This window comes from Fodinibius roseus (assembly GCF_900129315.1).
Taxonomy (GTDB): Bacteria; Bacteroidota; Rhodothermia; order Balneolales; family Balneolaceae; genus Fodinibius; species Fodinibius roseus.
In genome coordinates this window covers 1-20,703 of the sequence record NZ_FQUS01000039.1, presented here as the reverse complement: position 1 = coordinate 20,703, position 20,703 = coordinate 1, and the positions used below count along the sequence as shown (strand labels likewise).

The 20,703-nt window shown below is 46.8% G+C and carries 11 protein-coding genes; all 11 read right to left on the bottom strand.

Going from position 1 to position 20,703, the window contains the following annotated elements:
• Positions 1–701, bottom strand: a 701-nt coding sequence (locus BUB16_RS20130; protein WP_211483252.1) for a sodium:solute symporter family transporter, incomplete at its 3' end; no start/stop codon positions are given.
• Between the two features lie 177 nt (positions 702–878).
• Positions 879–1,481 carry an RNA polymerase sigma factor gene (locus BUB16_RS20125; RefSeq protein ID WP_073068491.1) on the bottom strand — a complete coding sequence of 201 codons (603 nt, stop codon included), beginning with the start codon at positions 1,479–1,481 and terminating at the stop codon, positions 879–881.
• Between the two features lie 526 nt (positions 1,482–2,007).
• Complete coding sequence (locus BUB16_RS20120) at positions 2,008–3,243, bottom strand: M14 family zinc carboxypeptidase (protein ID WP_073068489.1); 1,236 nt, start codon at positions 3,241–3,243, stop codon at positions 2,008–2,010.
• A 129-nt stretch (positions 3,244–3,372) separates the two neighbouring features.
• Entirely contained in the window at positions 3,373–5,730 is a 2,358-nt protein-coding gene (locus BUB16_RS20115) for a glucuronyl esterase domain-containing protein (RefSeq protein WP_073068487.1), read from the bottom strand.
• Between the two features lie 132 nt (positions 5,731–5,862).
• Positions 5,863–7,125: a glucuronyl esterase domain-containing protein gene (locus BUB16_RS20110; protein ID WP_211483251.1), complete on the bottom strand. Its 1,263-nt coding sequence runs from the start codon at positions 7,123–7,125 to the stop codon at positions 5,863–5,865.
• A 525-nt stretch (positions 7,126–7,650) separates the two neighbouring features.
• The gene (locus tag BUB16_RS20105; protein WP_073068485.1) at positions 7,651–9,951 is read right to left on the bottom strand and encodes an FAD-dependent oxidoreductase; all 2,301 of its coding nucleotides are present in this window, start codon (positions 9,949–9,951) and stop codon (positions 7,651–7,653) included.
• 55 nt (positions 9,952–10,006) lie between these two features.
• Complete coding sequence (locus BUB16_RS20100; protein ID WP_073068483.1) at positions 10,007–13,729, bottom strand: CRTAC1 family protein; 3,723 nt, start codon at positions 13,727–13,729, stop codon at positions 10,007–10,009.
• A 191-nt stretch (positions 13,730–13,920) separates the two neighbouring features.
• Entirely contained in the window at positions 13,921–16,224 is a 2,304-nt protein-coding gene (locus BUB16_RS20095; protein ID WP_139240399.1) for a TIM-barrel domain-containing protein, read from the bottom strand.
• 100 nt (positions 16,225–16,324) lie between these two features.
• On the bottom strand, positions 16,325–17,230 hold the full coding sequence (locus BUB16_RS20090; RefSeq protein WP_073068477.1) for an FAD:protein FMN transferase: 906 nt from the start codon (positions 17,228–17,230) through the stop codon (positions 16,325–16,327).
• A 183-nt stretch (positions 17,231–17,413) separates the two neighbouring features.
• Positions 17,414–18,508: a DUF4405 domain-containing protein gene (locus tag BUB16_RS20085; RefSeq protein ID WP_073068475.1), complete on the bottom strand. Its 1,095-nt coding sequence runs from the start codon at positions 18,506–18,508 to the stop codon at positions 17,414–17,416.
• A 26-nt stretch (positions 18,509–18,534) separates the two neighbouring features.
• Positions 18,535–20,346 carry an FAD-dependent oxidoreductase gene (locus BUB16_RS20080; RefSeq protein WP_084088479.1) on the bottom strand — a complete coding sequence of 604 codons (1,812 nt, stop codon included), beginning with the start codon at positions 20,344–20,346 and terminating at the stop codon, positions 18,535–18,537.
• Between the last annotated feature and the right edge of the window lie 357 nt (positions 20,347–20,703).

Genomic DNA, 20,703 nt, shown 5'->3' with positions numbered 1-20,703 from the left:
GCAAAGCCCGGGGTATACGGGTCATTGAAAAGCTGTCCGTTGCCCTCCGGCAGCTGATCCCACATCGTGAAAATAGAATCGACTCCGCCCAGCATCTTCAGCACTATGACAAACATGATGATACCGGCAACGATCTGAACAACAAACTGGGCCAGGTCGGTCCACACGTCGGCCCATAAACCCCCTACCGTTATATAAATCAGGGAGATCCCCCCGGCCAGCAGGATCCCGTATATCAGCGGAGTTCCGGTAAATCCTTTCAGCAAAACAGCAATCGCCGCCCATTTCGCCCCTACATCAAACAGTTTTAACAACACGCCCGACCAGGCCATCAGCTGCTGGGTGGGCAGGTTGTATCTGGTTTTCAAATATTCCGTGGGCGACTCGATATTAAAATTAGAGCGCAAACGCGTCCACCGTGGTGCAATCAAAATGGCTCCCACAAAAATTCCTATGGCTATCGTTAACGCCCACCATATATAGATCGCAAAGCCATGGGTATATGCGAGTCCCGCATAAGCGACAAAAACGGCACCGCTGTAACCGGATATGTGGTGGGAAATCCCTGAAAGCCACCAGGGCAACTTACCCCCCGCTACGAAAAAGTCTCCCGAATCATCGACCTCCCGAAACGACCAGAACCCGATAAAAACCATGACTAAGAAAAACAGAAATATTACAATCCAATCAAGTTGTTGCATTACTTACTTTTAACCAGTTTTTGTTGACTTTCCCGACCATCTCCGTTGTTAATACGCATCAATCTTCGTTATTAATACACATCAGGAGATCAAAAGTATTAGAAGAGGAGAGAATACTAATAACATTTATAAAATTAAAATGCTATATCCATGTCGCTGCCATACTATAAGTCATGGTCAGAAAGAATCTTTGACCTGAAACAACGACACTATTAAGAAGATGAATAGATCGGCGTGTTTTTTCAGATAGTTACGTACAAACTTAGAACTCAGATAGTACTGGGTTTTTACCGTATTAACAGAAACTTCATTTCTTTCGGCGATCTCATCGTTGGAAAGCCCTTCAAAGCTTTTCATTTGAAAGACTTTTCTTTCCGCCGGCGATAATTTTTTAATAGCTTTCTTTAGGAAATCTAAATATTCTGAGTAGATCACCTTGTTTTCAATGGGGTTAGACACAGATGAGCTAAAATCGGTATGCTTCAGTTCATTCAAAATTTTTCGATGATTCTTTTTATCCCGAATCATATTGAGGAGATGATTCTTCAGCATCGTAAATAAGAAGCTCTTTATGGATGATGATGCATTAAGTTCATCTCTTTTTTTCCACACTTTTACGAAAATATCCTGAACGGCATCTTTAGCAAAAATTTCATCTTTGAGATATTTTTTTGACAGGTAATAGAGTGGTTGGTGGTACCTGTTATAGAGTTTTTTAAACGATTCTCTATCACCTTCTTTAATTCTTTGTACCAGTATATGGTCATCTATGCCCTTCATCTTACACTTTTATTACCAGTATAAATTATATTTTGTGAGACGTATAATAACTACCATAATGTACTTAAAGTGTTAAATATCAATATGTACTAAGCAAATGTACTCATTCTGTTTGCCTGTAATCCGTAGACCCCACAAGTTAATATTTTTACGAAAAACATCCTGATAGTTTATAATGTTAGGCAAAGCCTAAGCAATCCTAACAGAACAACTAAATACTACTGATAAATAAACAATATTACAATCTTTTATAATCTTTCTTCCGATATCAATATTACATGTTAAAGGACTTTACCCTATAAATACTAACCCGTTCTGTTACGATTACTTATATAAGTTACCAGTTAACTATTTTTTTTAAATAGTGCAAGTACTGTCTCCTGAAAATGCAGTTCTTGTACAAAAATACAAATCTATAGCTGTGACCCTTAGTAACTTCGGGGATTTGATGTTTTTTGAATTTATTTTGGGCTTATGATAACGAAATTAGAAAAACCCGCCAAACGGCTGATTTATATTCTTCCTGTTATTTTCTCTTATCATAATAGGCTGCGATACTTTCAATTAAAATCTCCCCGGATGTTATATTTGTTTCTTTTGTATACAGGGAGCCAGCCCCCTCGCAAAGAACACTCGTAATACCAAATTGCTTGTGAGGCCCGTCCGACCAGCTCGTTGCTCCATAACCGGGCATACCTTCCCGCACAACAAGAGGCTTGATTAAACTATCCGGATCATTTTGTTGTATGATATCCCGAAATTCGGTCCATGGTCCCAGCACGGAACCCATTTCAGGCCCGGTTCGCAACAGGGGCTCCACAATGCCCTGCCAGGTATGCATGGCCCATATCGAAGTTACCGGTGTGTTCGAGTCCATCAACCCCTCAAGGTCCCGCTGCCACTGATAGGCCTCATGAGTCTGTTCCTCCGGATGAGCACCTTCTGCCCGGTATGACCGGTTCATATCCACCCCTTTTTCGTTCACGCGATACCAGCCGTGTGTGGAGGCATCGGGACTCATATAAAGGATAAAATGGGAGATATTCCGCTGCCGGTAACCAGCCCCCTCTTCACTCAATATCCAGTCGATCATCCCCGCCATACGCCACTGGGAGTTATGCTCCCCGGGGTGTTGGTTCGCAAAATAATGTACCCAGCGGTCTTCCGGTGAGACGGTGCTCCGGGCATCATTAATTTCTAAGCGGTACAGCGGTCGCCCCTGTATAGATTTACCGACAGTATGCAGCGAGGCATCCGGATGCTCCGCCCATTCTTTGAGAAGCTTCTCAGCTTCCTTGAATGACATCGGCACTTGTGTACCGACAAATACCTGGTCTTCTTCGAAGGTGGGAAATGTTAATATATCATACTGCGGTGACTCCTGATGGCCTTTTTCCCAGTGAATCGGCTGCCACTGCTGCCGGTCGTAGGACCAGGACTGGAAGTATTCATTAAAGGACATGCCGGTGCCCCCGTCAAATTCCACCTCCAGCCGCAAATCATTGCCCTTCGCGTTTTGCGTTATCTCAAAGTTTAATTTATTGGGCCATTCCGGGTGGTTTGGCGCATGGGCGAGCATTACCTTAAAATGATTCTCACCCAGTTTTTCGATACGCGCACCGTCGGATCCATGCGGACCATCAAAGTTAAAATCTTCGACCGATAATTCGCTGCCGGAATCACAGCCCGGCAGGCTGATACTGCCTATTAATATGAGCGCAGCTAAGAAAATGAATCGCTTTATAAGGTGTATCCGGTTCATAATATATAGATATAATGTAATTAATTAAGGTCTTACCTTGACATAAAGATGAGCGGTAGCAGTCCCTTCGGCATCGCGGCGGTGAGCGGGGTCAGATCGGATCATTGGCAACAGCCCGATAAGTTTATTCTAATTTTTTCCTGATAAACCTGACATCTCATCCAGCCACTCCACCAGATGCTCTTGCTGGGAAGGCGAAAAGCCCGTGAATTCATGGGGTGAACGATATTGAAGATCTGTGGAAGCATCCAACATTTCATATATGGACCGGGCCTGTTTTATACTCTGCTCCACATGTTCAATATCCGCATGACGGTCCAATTCAGGGGTAAACACCAACAACGGCCGGGGAGCGATAGCAGAAAGAATTTCAGGGAAGTCTACGGGAATCCTGTTTTCATCCCCGGTAAAAAAGCCAAGGCGCGGAAGCAGTCCATGCAGATGCGAGTAGGTTTTTAATCCTTCGACATCGTCTGTGGCGTTTCTCAAAGGAGTAAAAGCACCCGAGACAGCCGTACCGGCGATCCGGTCATCCAATGCCGCCGTAAACAGGCTTACCGTCCCTCCGAGGGCAAACCCGGAAAGGAATATTCGGTCCCGGTCCACAAAATCCAAACTTTCCAGGGCATTCACGGCGGCACGCGTGTCGGTGACCATCTTGCCCAATTTGGACCAGTGAGGATAGCGCTCGTAAAAATTAGTCCCCTCTTCTATGCGCGTACCGAAACCTATCAAATCCATGGCCAGTACCGCCATTCCCTCTGATAGAATATCCTCAAAAAGCGCATTTAAATTGGTAGCGTCATATCCCGTATTAGAAAAACGATGTAAATAGATCACTACCGGCAGCTTGTCGTCTTCGCCTGTCTCCATCTCCCCTTTCGCATCGGTGGGATAATACAATCTGCCAATAAGATAGTCACCCATGGCATTATAAGGAGCGATATTCCTGCTTCTGCCATTCGAGACTTCGGGCCGGCTGATAAAACTGTTGATATAATCGTCCCTGCCGGTCAGGCCTCGTATCGGACTGGCAGAAACCCCGGCCGGCTTGTCCCCCAATAGCCATTTAATATCCTCCTTGATATCCTTTTTTGGGGTTTCCCATTCGTCCGACGAAGTTATTTCCTCCCCATTGTTGCGCGCACGCAGCGGCCGGTCAGCGGGAATCACCGGAAAGTTTTCGGGATCCACAGTTTCCCCGCTTAACCGTTTCCATTTATCAAACGAATAATTATATACTAATTCGTTTTCCCATTCAATGGTAGTGGTCCGGTCAAACTGAACATCCAGCCAGTCCAGATACGCCTCTATATCCCGGGCCTCAACCGCGTGCAGTCCGTCGCGAAGCCGAAGACCCAGCTTTTCGGGGACATCAAGAAATTCATATACTTCTTTCAGTGACTGATAGTTGTGCTCTATCGCCCACGGATCTCCGCCGGCCTTCCCTTCCCGTATGGAAGAACTGAGCAACAAAGAATTGGGAGCGATCAGGGACAGCAGTGAGTTTTGGTCAATCGGCATTTTATGCTCTCTGCCCCAGTAAAAACGCAGCCTCGGGTGGAGCCAGTGGGTTCTTCGGGAGACCAGAAATTCGATCTCTTCGTTAGAGTGACGCTTGTCGGTATAACGGTAAGGGATTTCTCCCCCGGTGCCCCCGCTGCTGCTGATAACAGCCGTAATCCGGTCGTCATAAGCCCCTGCAAACACCGACTGCTTGCCATTGCGGGAGTGCCCGGTAATAGCGATTTTTGAGCGGTCCACGCGGTCGAGAGTATATAGATAATCCACCGCACGGTGAGCGCCCCAGGCCCGGGTCATCAGCGTGCTCCAGTCATATTCGGGCCACAGTTCCAGGTATTCCCGGGTGTCGTCCTTTGCATCGGCCCCCGCGTATACCAGTCCCATGTATCCCCGCCGAACGGCGATCTGGGCCCATCCCCGGTGGTTCCACTGGGTCATAAATACGGGAAAGGGACCTTCGCCAGGCGGAGTAAACAGTTCCAGGGTAAGCTTGGCTTTGTTATCCTCGCCAAATCGCAGTTCGATCATCTCAATTTTGACCCCGTCTTCCATCTTTTCATCCAGAACATGAGCAGTCACATTCTCCGGCGGTGGCGGGAAGGTGCCGGACAAAATATGTTTTGCCTTTTTTTTGATCCACTCTCTCTTCTGCTTCCACTGCGAACGCGTTTCAACAGGAATGTTCTCTCCCCCTTCATCAATCAGCAGCGGATCCGGAAGCAAAGGGATCGACGGCATTTCAGCAAAGTTTGGCGGCAGGGCGCCGGTGCGTTCCACCCAGTCGAGCCAGGTCGCATCGTGAACAGTGACAAAATCGTCCGACGGCGGATCCTCCTGCAGTTGTATCAGCTCTTCGAGGTAGGCCTGTCGCTTATCTTCATCACTTTGCCCGTACGCAACCGGGGATTGAGCAACAAGAATAAAACACAGAATGAGGAGAACACAGTTTTCGCCTTTAAGCATTTGTAATCAGCTACCTTTAAAATTGATATATGTTTTAATTGATATGCGGTTCTATTATGAGGAATAATCTGCTTTATTCAAAAACCTTATCCCCAAAAATTGCAGGCTACCGGGCCGGCATTTTCAAATCTCCTACCTCCACAAGTGATCAGCAAAATCCATATAGTAATGCCAGTCCTGCGGAGTGAGATTGTGTCCCCCGCTGCGGACATGATAGCCGCGGGGACCTTTGACAAGTGGTTGGTCCAGCGGCGGCATCTCATCTGCGCGAATGGGGTCATGGTTCCAGAGTGCGTAGACCGGGGAAGCATGCGCAAGCGAGAGAAATTCCCCCCGGGGATCGGCCCACAGGTCCTCATCGGCACTGGCCACATAGGCAGCACGCGGTGCGATCAGGGAAAGAAGCATATGCTGGTCGAACGGCAGGGTCTCTTCTTTATCGTCAAAAGCATCATAATTACCGGCAAACCAGTGCCTGAAGCGGTTCACCGCCTGCAAGGTTTCCCCGAAAGCCCGCCGGCTCAATGCCGCGCCCCCGCTGCCGGAATTATTGGAAATAACCAAAGAAAACCGCTCATCCTCGGCCCCCGCCCACAGCGAAGCCTTCCCGCCACGGGAATGTCCCAGCAGCGCCACTTTGGAGGTATCTACCCGGGAATCGGTTTCAAAGTAATCCATCACCCGGCTGGCTCCCCATCCCCAAGCGGCCAGGGCCATCCAGGCGTCCGACTCCCGGTCGACCGCAGCTTTTTCTCCTTCAAAAAGGCGAATGACGCCCTCATGATAATGGTCTTCCTCGTCGGGAGCCAATTCGTCATTCTGAATAGCGGCAATGCCGTACCCGCGGTCGATGACCTCTTCAGCAGGCCAGAACCCTGATTTCTCCTCTCGGGTCGGATCGGTATTATCAGGATCGCGATTGTTCATGAGCAAAAAGACCGGCACGGGCTTTGGCGTCTCATTGGGAAGAAAAAGAATCAGCTCGAATTCGTGGCGGCGTCCTTCATGCCGGCTTCTGATAGCTACCCGCCGCAGGGTGGCACGGCCGCCCATGGCCTCCCGATCTTCTTCAATGATATCAAAGGAAAGATCTTCCGGGGGGCCCGGCCGGTGGCCATACATATGAGTCCGGAACAGATTGAGAATTACGCCGCGTCGCTGTTGCCACTCTTCCACCGTTTGCACCCTCGAGCCATCGGCTGTTTCCAGCACGTCCGGCAGCTGATACTCCGGGACGCCCGACTCCCGCCAGTTGTATTGAGGGCGCTCCTCTTCCAAGTATTTTATGCGGTCGGGATCAGCCTGCCATCCCCCGTCCTGGGCGGACGCCTGCTGCCCGCAGACCAAAATGAGAACGATTAATGAAAATAGAATACGCTGCGGGGAGTATTTCATTGGGGGGAGAGTTTTTATTTTCCATAATATTTGCATGTGCAAAAAATACGTAGATTCCTTCATTAAAATACGCTCCGTTTTCCCATTAGCCCAGGATCAGAGATGCAACGGGTTCATCTACTCAATCTTACCTCGGAATATAGTAAATAAATAGTCTGGTAGTCTAATGAAATGATGAATGGACTAAGATGAAACATACGGTATGAAATATGTTAGGAATACCATGTAAAAAAACTATAATTATAATAATGAGGGAATTATCCCTTACCTCATTACTAAATACACCCTGTACTGAGACTAATAAATAATCCATTCTTTCAGTGATTATTCCTATTGGCCTGATCTGAACCCCGGAACGTCTTTCCTTTCACTCCGAGGGAGGACGCATCGGCAGGATCTGTCCGCAACGGACTCACTGACTTCACAGGAATTCAGAGGATAATTCAATCCCGCAATAAAATGACCAACGCAACCACGGCCAGCAAGAGACTACTCAAAGAATAATTTTAAGTATTGAATGATCCCTTAGAGTACTGTAGAATCGGAATAGCACAAAACCTCAAAAAGAGCACTATAGACCCCGGGGTCTGGCTGTTCGATCTGGATGTGTAGACTGCTGGTTACAATTGGCGGCTCAAATTCGATTCGGTTAATGGTCTGATGGTTGTCTGTCTTTTGGTAAATTTGAGTACCTTCTGAGTCAAAAATTCTGTACTTATTAATACAAAATGGCATAACTCGCTCAGGATGCCCCCTGAGGGTGGATTCCATCGGATGATCAAAATCGGTATCGAACATCAGCACAATCTCAGTTATTTTTTTCTCTTCGTCCCAACTCACCGTAACTGTTGGCTGATAGTCGGTTTCCCAATCCGGAATCCATCCGTTGGGAGTATTTGTCGGGCGCGTCACCCCATTGGTTACATTAGACACTCCGAAAGCGGCGATAGCCGGTTCGATCTTAAAAGCGAAATTATGTCCCCCAGGACGCCGCTCTGGCGTCCAAAACTCAAACGATTCGACACCAATCCCCTCCGGGGGATCCTGGCGACCGAAATTGGAAACTGCCTTGTTAGTCTTCCTAAAGACAGACAGCAATCCCGATACGCGTTTTGTTGTAGTTTTAAAGGCCACATCCGGGTTCTCACCGAAACAAACAAACCCGTATTGATCCTGATTCGGGGCATTGGTAAATGCGAGGGTCAGCTCTTGTTTTCCCTCTACCAGTTCTACATGTTTGGTCTCAAGCGTTACGTCGGGAGTATGATTATATTGTTTAGAGCTTGTCCTGAGCTCGACCTTGAGTGTGGTTGGATGAGCTGCCTTTACCCAACAGGTCAAACGGTACGCTTGGTTGGAATTCAACGGTAGCATCTGGGCCGACGGGTGAACCAAGTTTTTCCACTTCCCATCCGGCGACAGCCCGTCCATTACCCACTCTGAAGACGAGGAGAGTCTCGCTATATTGGCCAGATTATCTTCATCCTTCAGCGGCACCTGGGGAATGCTTTGTCCCCGCTTATTCAACTCATTCTGCAGAAATTGTATGTGAGGCGACTTAGCAATATCCCGGGGCGACAGCCCTTTTTCCGTGGCTATAACCGCAGCCATGCCCACCGCCTGGGCTCCATGGGAACAAGTGGCCATCACTCGTGAGGACCCAAATGCTACGTGAGAGGCACTAATAATGCGTCCGGCCAGGAAAAGGTTTTCGATATTCTTGCTGTAGTAGCATCGGTAGGGAATCTGATAGATTCCCTTTGCGTGCCACTGCGTACAACTGCTCTCGTGGCTATAGACTCCGTCAGCCGGGTGCAGGTCCATCGCCCATCCACCGAAGGCTACCGCATCCTTCTGGACCCTTTGCCGGACAATATCATGCTGGGTAAGCATATAGTCACCCTCAAATCGACGGCTCTCCCGTTTACCGGGGATCATACCCACCCATTCCAAAGTCATTGTCTCCGCCTCCGGATACTCCCCGCTGTTTTTCACATAATCCCAGATTCCATAGACTACTTTCCACAGCTCCCATTTAATCTCTTCAGACTGGTGGACCGTATCCAGCCGTCCTCCGTACTCCACCCACCAGAGCTGACAGCCATGCTCCTGCAGGTCAAAATTCCGGACCTTCGGGAGCTTTCCGGCCTCTTTATTTGCAAAACCAGGGGCCACATATTCGACCGGTTCCCCAACATCTTTGGTGTAAAAATAAAGTGAGTGCCCCAACAACTCGCCGTAGTCGTCAACCTCGGGAGCAAATCGCTCATCGAACTCCATCTGGTCTTCGGCGCCCATCCGGTACGCCGCCCCCGCCTGGAAGGCCACAATCCCGTCACCGGAGGCATCGCAGAACAGGGGGGCCCGTAGCAGATATTTGGTAGAGTTTTGACTGCAAAATCCCTTCACCTCTTCAATAGTGCTTTTATCCTTTTTTTCAATATCATAGACGGAGGTATTAAGCAACAGATTGATATTTTCTTCCTCAGAAACCTTCTCCAGCAGAATGGTATCGAATATCAATGGATTGCCTTCTGGATTCCGGTAGGTATTCTCAACCAGAAGTTCGTCAATTATCCCTCCCTCACGGGCCCACCGGTTGTTGTTGCCCATGTGGGAAGTGGCTCCCAGAATCCACAACCGCACCTCGCTGGAAGCGTTGCCCCCGAGCACGGGGCGGTCCTGAACCAGCGTCACTGTAATACCGGCCCGTGCAGCTGTCATCGCGCAGCATACCCCTGACATACCGCCACCAACGACTACCAGATCCGTGCTCCTGGTTTCGGTTCGTACCGACCGCTTCTCTTCAAATCCTTTTTTGATCATAGATTTCTTTGATTCTTAAAAATTACTCAGCTTAATCATAACGAATAATCAAATATCAATCCGGATAAGTTATCTTGTAGTTCATACTATCAGCTTGTATCGCCACTATCTGCACTGTATCATCAAACCAGTGTACCTCAATGTTTTGGGGAGATCCGGCTAAACCGAGAACCTGTACCTTACTGTTTTGCGACAAGTAACCGCTTCCGGCCTGCACTTCCCGGAGGGGGCCCTTTTTTCCATCTTCATATATGAGCTTAATAGCGGATCCGATACCATCCTGATTTTCTGCCGGGCCTTCAAGAGAGACCCGTACTCCTCTGGTTTTCGTGTCGTTGAGATAAAGCTTGGTGGAATCCCCATTTTGCGAAACCGCCAGATCAACTCTACCATCCCGGTTAAAATCACCGAGGGCCGCCCCTCGCTGCTCTCCATAGATTTTGATACCTGTTTCATTTCCCGAAACGGGAGTAAGATCGCCTTCTCCATTTCCATGGAGCCATAATCCTCTTCCTGCATCCCATCGCGCCTTTGTTGGGGGAACAGCAAAAAAGTTCTGACTCAAAAAAAGATCTTCATTTCCGTCGTTGTTGTAGTCGGCGACTCCCGCATAAAAGGCATTACTCCATTGAGCTTTATCTGGTAACGGCTGTCCCGAAAATGCTTTTCCTTCGTTGATAAACAGCATGTGTTGCAGGGTGTTTATTTCCCTGGAAGGAACATTCGTCAAATCTCTATTCAATATATCTTCAAGGGAAGAGTGGGCAAACGTAGTGTGTGATTGTATATTTCTCGTAATTGCGGACAAGGATCGATCTAAATCATATAGTTGTCTTCTGGGAACATAGGATCCAGCTATCTCATCATAATGAGCTTCCAGAATTTCAATTTCCCGGTCTCTGTCAAAATCTTCATAATAAATTTTTAGGGGATGGCTTGAATTAAGCTGGTATTCACTGTTAAGCCCCATATTTGTTGCTACGATATCGGGTCGGCCGTCATTGTTGAAATCGCCGGTAGCCAGCCCCTGCCACCATCCTTTGTATTCGCTTAGGCCTGCGATTTTGGTAGCCTCCCTGAATTCTCCATTCCTATTCCTGAACAATTTTATGGATCCCCATTCCGTGCTGATTATCAAATCGGGATCGCCATCCCGATCATAGTCTGAAAATACTGCCGATGTGACCAAGCCCGCCTCACGGAACATTTTTGAATTTTCCTCATCAATTGTAAAATTGCCCCTGTCATTCGCAAATAACCTGGAATTTGCATTCATTGGATAATGTCTCGGGACAAACCGTCCCCCTATAAACAAATCCAAATCGCCATCACCGTCATAGTCAGCGGCTGCCACAGGTCCCGTTGAAGAAAAACTCGAAGGAACCCCCGTACTTTTTTTTATCTCATCCTTATTGAGATAATAAGTGTTTGCTGAGATTATCTCCCCCCCTTGTTGTTCATAGTAAGATTTGCCGACTACTATGGTGGTACCCTTACCGTTACTCCACCCGATCACAGCGGTTTGATCTACTGCAGTTTTTTCAGTTACCGGTTCCAGTATTTTAGGACGAAATGAGCCATTACTTAAATTTTCATATATGGCCAGCCTGCCCCCTCTTCCACCCGAAATAAACAGGTCGTCATCCCCATCGTTATCAAAATCGATCCAGCTAACACCGGGACCAAGTTGGCTTAGCTCATTTGGAAGAAGCGGCTGGACACCAAAATCATTAAAATCGCTTTCATGATGCGTATGCTTTAATCGCGAAGAAACATCCTCAAAAACATAGTCCCCACTATCGGCTGCAGTAGGTGTTGCTCCGGTTACGGTAATATCATTTTCAGGTTCCTGAATATCGTAAATGGTATTCGCATTCACATTTTCTATGACCGTTGATTTCCGATCGGGCCAACTCACGGTTATGGTGTGGTTTTGGTTGTCAGGATTCGCCGCAAATACCACTTCTGACGAAGAATCCGACAGATAGTTTCCGCCAGAAACAACCTCTTCTTGTTGCTCCACAGGTCCCCCCGATAAGCGAACCTTTGCACCAATACCTTGTGTATTGGGTGGATTACCCTTTAAACGGACCGCAATTCTGGGTCTGCTGGTTATGTTTTCAAAGAAAGAGGCCTGTTGATTAAAGCGGTTTACCACCAGGTCCAGATCCCCGTCATTATCAAAATCTGCTGTAGCAAATCCGTGGGACACATCATGCTCGTTGAATCCCCATTCAAAACTTTTATCTTTAAAGGTTAGATCCCGGTTGTTCTGAAAGATTTTATTCGGAAGTTCCAATGATGGAAATTCCAGCAGGAATCCTTCTATATCTTTGCCTGTACGTGACATTTGCCGGCCAAGTCGTTCCTGGGTATCCAAATCCTGGAAATCAGCGGTATTGCCCGTAGCAATGATAATATCCTCATAACCATCCAAATCCACATCCAAGAACTGGGTTCCCCAGGACCACCCTGTAGCCTCAATCCCGCTGAAAAATGCTGTTTCAGCAAACGTGTTATCGCCCCGGTTAACGTGCAGGGCGTTTTGGACTGCCAGAATCGGGTGATCAATCTCTTCGCGGGAATCAATAAACGGACTTTGCGTTACGAACTGGCGCGACCTGTTTGTATGATGAGGACTGAGCATTTCGGTTGTGAAGATATCCACATACCCATCCCTGTTAATATCCGATACGTCAACCCCCATAGAGGACAGACTGAACTTTCTGACAGCTTTCTTATCTACCGCCTTAAATCTTCCATTGCCCTGATTCATCCAGATTCGATCCGGCGTCCAGTAATCGTTGCAAACGTACAAATCCGGCAAATGGTCGCCGTTCAGGTCCTGGAACTTGGCGGTAAGTCCCCAGTCGCGTTTTAGTCCCCTGCGGTTCCCTTTTTCGGTCAAAAATCGTTCTTCCGTATTTTGTACTTTCTTAAACGAACCATCCCCCTTATTTATAAAAAGTTCATCGACCTCTCCGAGTTCACGGACATCGTAATTGCTCTTATTTCCCAGCAGGATATAATCCTGATCGTACGGAGGGACCAGCTTTAATGTATCGGCTTCTTTTTGAGTAATATTTTCCAATACCAGATCCGATAAGCTGTATTTGTCTCGTGCGGATTTTACTTTATAATTAGCAATATACAAATCCAAATCGCCATCCGAATCTATATCAGCCAGGGTCATCGTGGTACTTCCGTCACCGGACGTTATTCCACTATTTTTCTTCAGGCTAAACTTTCCTTCCCCATTATTAATATAAAGAGCATTTCCCCCGTCAAAGCCTGTTGCCAGGATGTCAAGATCTCCATCTCCCTCTATGTCAGCCGACGCAACACCGGTGGTCAGGTAATTCTCGTGCTCGAGGCCTGCTTCCTCAGTGATATCCCTGAATCTCATTCCACCGATATTTTTATACAGCTTATTGGGTCCTTCAAGTTGTGCAAAATATATGTCAGCCAAGCCGTCTCCGTCCATATCACCAACCGCCACACCCGATCCATTAAGTAATACGCGATTATCACCCATATTCTTCTCAGACAGGTGGTTTACAAAATCAATATTCGTCTCGGTTGGAGATAGTTCTTCAAATCCAACGTGGTCCCAATAACCCGGATCTACTTGCGCCCACCGGTACGATTGTTTCTGATTCCAATACAAATCGGTATCTGAAGAACATCCTGCAAACCAGCTGATAATCAAGGCCAACAATGATATAAGTAGATTTTTTTTAAAAAAAATAAGGTTGTTGGAAGAAATCCTATTTACCATAAGAAATAAATTTAATTTTGAATAGCCACCTATTCCAACTTCATCTTAATATCTAACTTAATTGGACCTGGATTATTAATTTCAGATGCGTTAAAAATCTCGCTTACCATTGCTCTGGATCTCCGTACAACTCTATTGCGAATCATCATATTGCCCCTCCCAATGGTTAGCCAATTTAATGATAGGAGATGTTATTCTACGAGATAATCATTTCCGGGAACCATGTTGAATTCAAAAGCGTGATTCACCTTTTTAACTGCGGGTGAACTATTATCTGTTTGGTTTATTACCTGCAAATTATTCCAGTCGGGATTATCAACGGTTATAACGCTTCGGGTTGTCCCATCTTCACTGTAAAATTCCATTTCCGCCTGAGCTGCTACCGGATATATTCTGGCTTTGAGCTGTCCCTCCTTCGTTTCAACTACAATACCGTTACCACCAACAAAGAGTGGTGTTTTGCCAACGGGAAGTGGATAATTCTCGAGTGTAGACGGACCTTCATGCAGCTGACCATTGTCGTACTCTATCCACGTGCCTTCCGGCAGATAAACATTCCGTGTTTTTGCCGTTGCATAGTCCCCCCCGTACAACGGAGTGGCCAACAGGGACTCTCCAATCATCCACTGGTAACTGCGACGGTTAGTATCGGCCAGGCTGTATACAAGCTCTTCCTTCGGAAAGGCCAGCGGCAAGGGAGTCATCGGATAGGGAAAACCGGTTTTATAAGCTTTAATAGCATTACTAAAAATATAGGGCTGCAGGCGACCATGAAGCTGTGCAGCCTGTAGGGTGACCTCAACAACTTCGTCATCAAAATTCCAGGGTCCATAACCGAACGACATAGACGGATTAAGAGCCGCATATTGTGCATACCGCATGAGATAAACTCTAAGCTTCTCTTTCGACTCATCCCCGAACCGCCCCGTAGCCATCCCAGTTCCCCCGACAATATCCGGGTACACATAAGGAAAGCCCGAATAAGCGTAAGCCAATCCATTAATTGGGCCTCGATCCTGTGGTTGATTATAGTTAAAGTCGTTGTACCGATGGATATCGACCGGTGAACCCAGATAATTGTTACGGCCCATTACGTACACCCCCTTGTCCATAAGAGCCTCGTTAATAGGATTTACAAAATCATCCGGTAGTGTTTGCGGATAGCCAAAAAGATCTTCTTTGTAGCCGTCAACCCCGTAATTCTCCCACTTCTGGCATAAGTTGACATACCAGTTAACCGCATCGGTATTTCCAGCATCTACAATATAAACGTCAGGCTCGGGGAAGCCCACGCCGAATAGTCTTGGATTGCCTGCCTCATCTTCAATGAAATAGCCATTCTTCAGCCCCTCGTCAGTAAATGGTCCACCGGGAATAAAACCGGTTCGAAGTCCGATAATAAATTTCAGTCCCAGCCTATGAAAATTGTCTATCATCTCTTTGGGACTCGGATATAACTGTTCATCCCACATGCCAAAACTTGTAGTTGCAAGTAATTTTTTGGAGTCCTCCAGATCTGTTTCTGCGTTGTAGGGAGTACCGTGTTCATCCATTTCTCCCTCAGCCCGGGGCCAAAATCCCGAACCGACTACCATCCACTCCAGGGGAAAACCCAAGTCAAGATACTCATTTATATTTTGTGTAACGGTTTCCCTGTTCGTATTCCAGGCCAAAGCTCCAAATGCTTCCCACCCAACACCGAACCATTCATATTTCGGCTTGTATACCGGGTACCCTTCCCTGTTTCGGGCGTCAAGAAATGATTGGTAGATCTCCCCGGGCGACCCTATGAAGTAATACATGGCAGGCATCGATGCTACCTCCCGTGCTCCCTGCAGGTTTTCTTCTTCCGTCAATCGAATTATTTTTTCACCTGGTTCAATATTTACAGCGGCCAATCCCTGCTTGGGAAAGATCACAAAATTGCTGATCATGCGATAACCTCTCAAGGGATCCATTTCAATACCCGTCAGATCGGTACCTGCTCTTACACCCCGGTCCCACTCTCCATCCCCAAATGCAGCATGATCGCCCAATCCAAAAGATGGTGTTAGACCAGCGGTGCGGGCGGCAATACTGTATTTTCCCTTCTTTTCAGGCCGGACCTGAAATTTTATGGAATGGGGAAGCGGCCATAATGTTACGACCGCTCGTAAACCATTCTCCGCTGTAACCAAAAGGTTGATATGCTCCTCTGCACTATCAATTAACTTTGTCGATTCTATATTAGCGAGCAGCGTATCAGAGCGATGCATCAGTAATCCTGATACGGGATGGGACTCCGCAATAAGTGTACCATCAGGCTTCTTAAAACTATACCGAAATCCTTTTTTTTGGATATCCAAATTATAATTGGCAGTACTGATATATACTGCAGCCTCGGTTTCCCGGGTATCGATTTCAGACTTCAGACTACAGCCACTTATTATGTACAGCAAGACCATCCCACCCAAAACTGATAAGATCCTCCGGCGGTAGAATATCGAATTTGCCATATCATTTCCCTCATTACTTATGATTAAATTATTTTCCTCCAGCTTTTTCAATTAGACCTGCTATTAAATCCAATGGGAATAATAATCTTTTGAGTTTTGCCTATTCCCATCCCGGGGTAGTTACCGCTCGAAATTGATCCTGTTTAATACGCTGAATAAAAAGTCCTTCCACACCTGGCGTTCCGGCAATTAACACTTGTGCTTTTTTCAGACCCAGTACCAAACAGGCAGTGGCCAGGCCGTCAGCCTTCATGGAATTAGGAGCCTTAATGGTAACACTGGCCAAATCATTTTCTACAGGCCGACCCGTTTGCGGGTCGATTATATGAGGATAATGTCGCCCCTCATTATCCATAAACCGGCGATAGTCACCACTGGTAGCCAGACCCGATTTGAATAATTCTGTCATCGTGTAAGCTTGGCTACTTCGTGAATTCACCGCTGGTTTTTGAATTGCCACAGTCCAGGAAGAATCCTTCTCAGAGCTTACACTGGCCCGTATTTCCCCGCCAATATTAATGAAATAATTTGTAATGCCTTTTTGACCAATCTTTCGAGCCAGTACATCAGCAGCATATCCCTTGACAACAGACGAGAGATTCAGTTGCAGGTTGGCATATTTCTTAACCATGCGGACAGGCGTTTTCTTTAATGTTATTTTTTCCGGTCCTGTTTCTGCCAGAGCCTCTTCAATCGCCTTGCTATTCGGTGGACGATCGACTTTCGAAGGGCCGAATCCCCAGAGATTAATGAGCTTCCCTAATGTTGGATCTAACGCATAATTTGTTTGATTAGCCAGCTGCAACGTAAATTCTAACACCTGATAGGCATGTTCCGGAATGGAAACAAATCCGGTTGATTGCTTCCTGTTAAACCGGCTAATCCAGCTTTCATTATCCCAGTTGGAAAGCTGAGCCTCAATATCATACAACGTTTCTTCTATCCCGGACTTTATCTTCTTTACATCAATATCTGCGCGATAAGCAACCGTGTAATAGGTGCCCATAGTAGTCCCCTTTATGTGCCTGGGGGGAGGGGCTTCGCTACAGGAAGCAATTGCTGTGATTAATACAGGTAATATAAATCCGGTTCTAGACAAGTACCACTCCCGTTTCTTTCGGTTCCCAACCCTCTCCCCCATTACCAGCAGCCACACGTTCACTCTTTCTTTCAACCTCTTTCTCATAGCTCAGGAATCGGATTGGGGTTCTTCTTCCTCGGAATCAATGACCTCAACCCGGACAAGAATTTTTTCAATCAGTTTTTTGGCTGTGGTGATCGGTCCTAAATCGTAGTGAATATTTCCGTCACTGCTATTGCCGCCTCCATGACCGACCAAGTCAAGCAACAAGTATTGCTTTTCCTTTGTAGGTTCTATATATGCTCCGTAGAGCACCGAAGGCTGACCGATACCTGGTTTAGTATATCCCGGCTGATCAGGCACATAATCGGAATTAAAGTAGTTATTCGAATCATTTGGTGCGTTAAGCTCAACATACAGATAAAATGGCTTACTGTTAGTCTTTAAATAGTTATGAACAGAAAAACTGTGTTCCGGTGTTGCCCCCGAAAAGAAGGTGGCCTGCCCGCCATCCGGTGCTATTCCGGTTGTCAGAGTAAATCGATTTCTCCAAATGGGAAGGATGTCTACGCGCCGATGCGGATAACCTGCCCACTCAAAGGTTTCACTGAAAGCTGACTTCTCCGAGAGAAACAGCGTCTCGATGAGCGTACCCGTGTCACTTTCAGCCCAAATTGCCATCTGTGGACGAGAGTTCGAAAACGGATTGTTGTTTTGCCCGTAGCTATCAATATAACTCGCACTCCAGTCAAGCTGGATAAGCAGACTTGCATCAGTATCCGTCACTCGCTTTAGATGCATTCCTTCCTTGACTGGTTTGTATACTGTTTGCGGATCCGAGCGGAAGATAGTAGCCCGGTGACGAGACTCATAACTGGCGTCGATTATTTGAGCAGCCGGCGGGAGTCCCCACAGGCTGACAGCAAGCAAGAAAATCCATAAACCCAAAATACTCAACAAGGTCTTCTGTGACAGGTGATTTCGGTATCCTCTTTCATTACCCTTGCCTGGAGACAGAAGGATCGATTTAAAATAAGACGTCCGGGAAACCAGGTGAAGCCCTATAAGTATCAATACTGCAAAACCGGACATAATATGTACCCGGGTCGTAACAAGTGAAAAAGGCAACAAAAAGCGCATAAGTCCCGTCACCGCCAGTGTTAGAAAAAAAGGTACGAGTGCCAGGTTCACAAAATGTCTCATTCTTACCATCAGCCGTAACTATTGAATCAGGAATTATCCTTGTCATATCCGCAAAGCCAGCGTAGTTCGGAAATATTACTTTGGCCGACACCCCGCGGTGTTTGATTATATTTAAGGCACAGATGAGCTGCAAATCCAACCGCTACCCCCATTTGACCACAGGTATTCATCACACGTGGCCCTCCTAATCCGATATGTGAACAGCTAAAGCATCGCCCGGCCATCATCAGATTCTCGATATTCTTACTGTACAAAGTACGAAACGGCAGGTAATATTGCTCCTCCTTAGGTTTAAGAAACATCGCCTTTGCTATAAAATCGACCGGATATCCCCTCAACTTTCGCTGGTAGTGAACGTCCACCTCACGCTCCTCTGTAACCACGGTATCGGGAAAGGTTCGGGATTCAACGGCATCGTTCATTGTATAAATATAATCACCCATCAGTCGTCTTGATTCCCGTTTGCCAACGAGATGAGATACCCATTCGAGATCGAGTCGTGCATTTTTAGGTTCCTTCTTGGCATTGGCAAACGAACCATAAATAGCACGGAGCATGTGATCTCGCACATCCTCGGCATCATCGATCTGGTGCACGTCATTGTCGCTGTATTCCCAGTACCACTCTCCGGAAGTAGCCTTATGATTTTTTGCTACCTCCTTTGCCCACGGAACATCGGGAAACTTTACCGGCTGATCCTTCTCTTTGCTACGCCAGAGCACGCTCGATCCCATCACTCTGTTGTCGGGTTCTTCCGGACTCCATAACTCTCCATACTGGTCCCACCCTTCTCCAAACTCATGGCGCGATTCACGACCATACCGATATTCGGCTCCTGCCCAGTATCCGATCCAGCCATCACCAGTGGCATCTATAAAAACAGGGGCGGAAAACCGACGACGAATCCCCGTTTCCAGTTCAAGGGCATCAATCGAACGAATGGTATTGCCGTCGGTATCAACTTTATATACACTATGGCCGAGAAAAAGGGAAACGTTTTCCGCAGCTTCCATATTCCTGTGTCGTTTCTCCTCCGCCTGCTTGGCCTCAGGCGAACCGTTATCGTAATGCGGGGTGTCCAGCTGGCTGAGAATATCCTCTCGCTTCCCCTTAATACCCAGTGTATGGACGCGAATCTCGGATGAGGCATTTCCCCCGAGTACCGGGCGATCCTGAATGAGAGCTACCTTGCGTCCCTCGGATTCTGCCGACAATGCCGCTGCACACCCGGCAATGCCGCCTCCTGCAATTACCACATCAAATTCCAGCTCTTTTTGAGGAGAATCAGGCAGTCCATGCTTATTATATCTCCACTGTCTCAGGGATTCTTCTTCATTCGGCGGCACATCGTTAGGATCTTGAGAGAAATAAATGGCATCACATCGGCCGTCAAAACCTGTTAGGTCCTCCAATTCTATCAGTGCCTGTCGGTTTTCTAATTTTACAGACCCAACCGATTGCCAATCCCAGCTAGGTTTGGTCCCCAGCTCTTTTCCGATGGGTTCACTGTTAATATGCAACCTAAAGCGACCCGGCGCTTCCCAATTGCCCGGGACCCAGTCCTTGGTCCGTACCCACACGTGATATTCCCCCTCGACTGGAAAAGTAATCGTTGTGCTTGCATTTTCAACGGGACGCCCAAGGCCGTGAGCCAGTAGGTAAGAAAAGCCAAGCTCATCATAGAATTGTGTGTCCAGGATCCAACCGCCCTTGTTTGTAAAATGCTCAGCTTCCAGCAGATAGCTTGCATCTTTTACTTTACCCTTATTCCAATTTTTACCACTGACAAGTCCAAATACCCCTACACCAAACTGCTTAAGAAATGTATCTCTTTTCATTATAAATATTTTTAATTTTTAAAGTATGATCAAAACGAAAAAAAAGCTTTTTGTATCCTTTATCACTCAATTATTGATTGAATAACACCTTTAATCCTGGCTATTCCTGCCATAACAATAATTTTTTATCTGTACGTTTTCTTTATGCTTCCAGAGGTAAGGGTTCCATTCCTTATAATAGATTCATATTTCAATTGATATTAGAAATTGCCTTTTTATTCAAAAAGACATTTGGAATTCATAGCATGCCTCATTACAAAAATTACTCATAAATGAAATACGCTGTGACCCTGCCTCCCTTGTCCGAACGCAGGCGGACCCACTGTGCACTGTAATTGCTCGGAAACGCATAATGCA

Bases quoted from the DNA above. Each gene is read 5' to 3' on its own strand.
- BUB16_RS20125 (WP_073068491.1), bottom strand. From the start codon at position 1,481: ATGAAGGGCATAGATGACCATATACTGGTACAAAGAATTAAAGAAGGT.
- BUB16_RS20120 (WP_073068489.1), bottom strand. From the start codon at position 3,243: ATGAACCGGATACACCTTATAAAGCGATTCATTTTCTTAGCTGCGCTC.
- BUB16_RS20115 (WP_073068487.1), bottom strand. From the start codon at position 5,730: ATGCTTAAAGGCGAAAACTGTGTTCTCCTCATTCTGTGTTTTATTCTT.
- BUB16_RS20110 (WP_211483251.1), bottom strand. From the start codon at position 7,125: ATGAAATACTCCCCGCAGCGTATTCTATTTTCATTAATCGTTCTCATT.
- BUB16_RS20105 (WP_073068485.1), bottom strand. From the start codon at position 9,951: ATGATCAAAAAAGGATTTGAAGAGAAGCGGTCGGTACGAACCGAAACC.
- BUB16_RS20100 (WP_073068483.1), bottom strand. From the start codon at position 13,729: ATGGTAAATAGGATTTCTTCCAACAACCTTATTTTTTTTAAAAAAAAT.
- BUB16_RS20095 (WP_139240399.1), bottom strand. From the start codon at position 16,224: ATGGCAAATTCGATATTCTACCGCCGGAGGATCTTATCAGTTTTGGGT.
- BUB16_RS20090 (WP_073068477.1), bottom strand. From the start codon at position 17,230: ATGGGCACCTATTACACGGTTGCTTATCGCGCAGATATTGATGTAAAG.
- BUB16_RS20085 (WP_073068475.1), bottom strand. From the start codon at position 18,508: ATGAGACATTTTGTGAACCTGGCACTCGTACCTTTTTTTCTAACACTG.
- BUB16_RS20080 (WP_084088479.1), bottom strand. From the start codon at position 20,346: ATGAAAAGAGATACATTTCTTAAGCAGTTTGGTGTAGGGGTATTTGGA.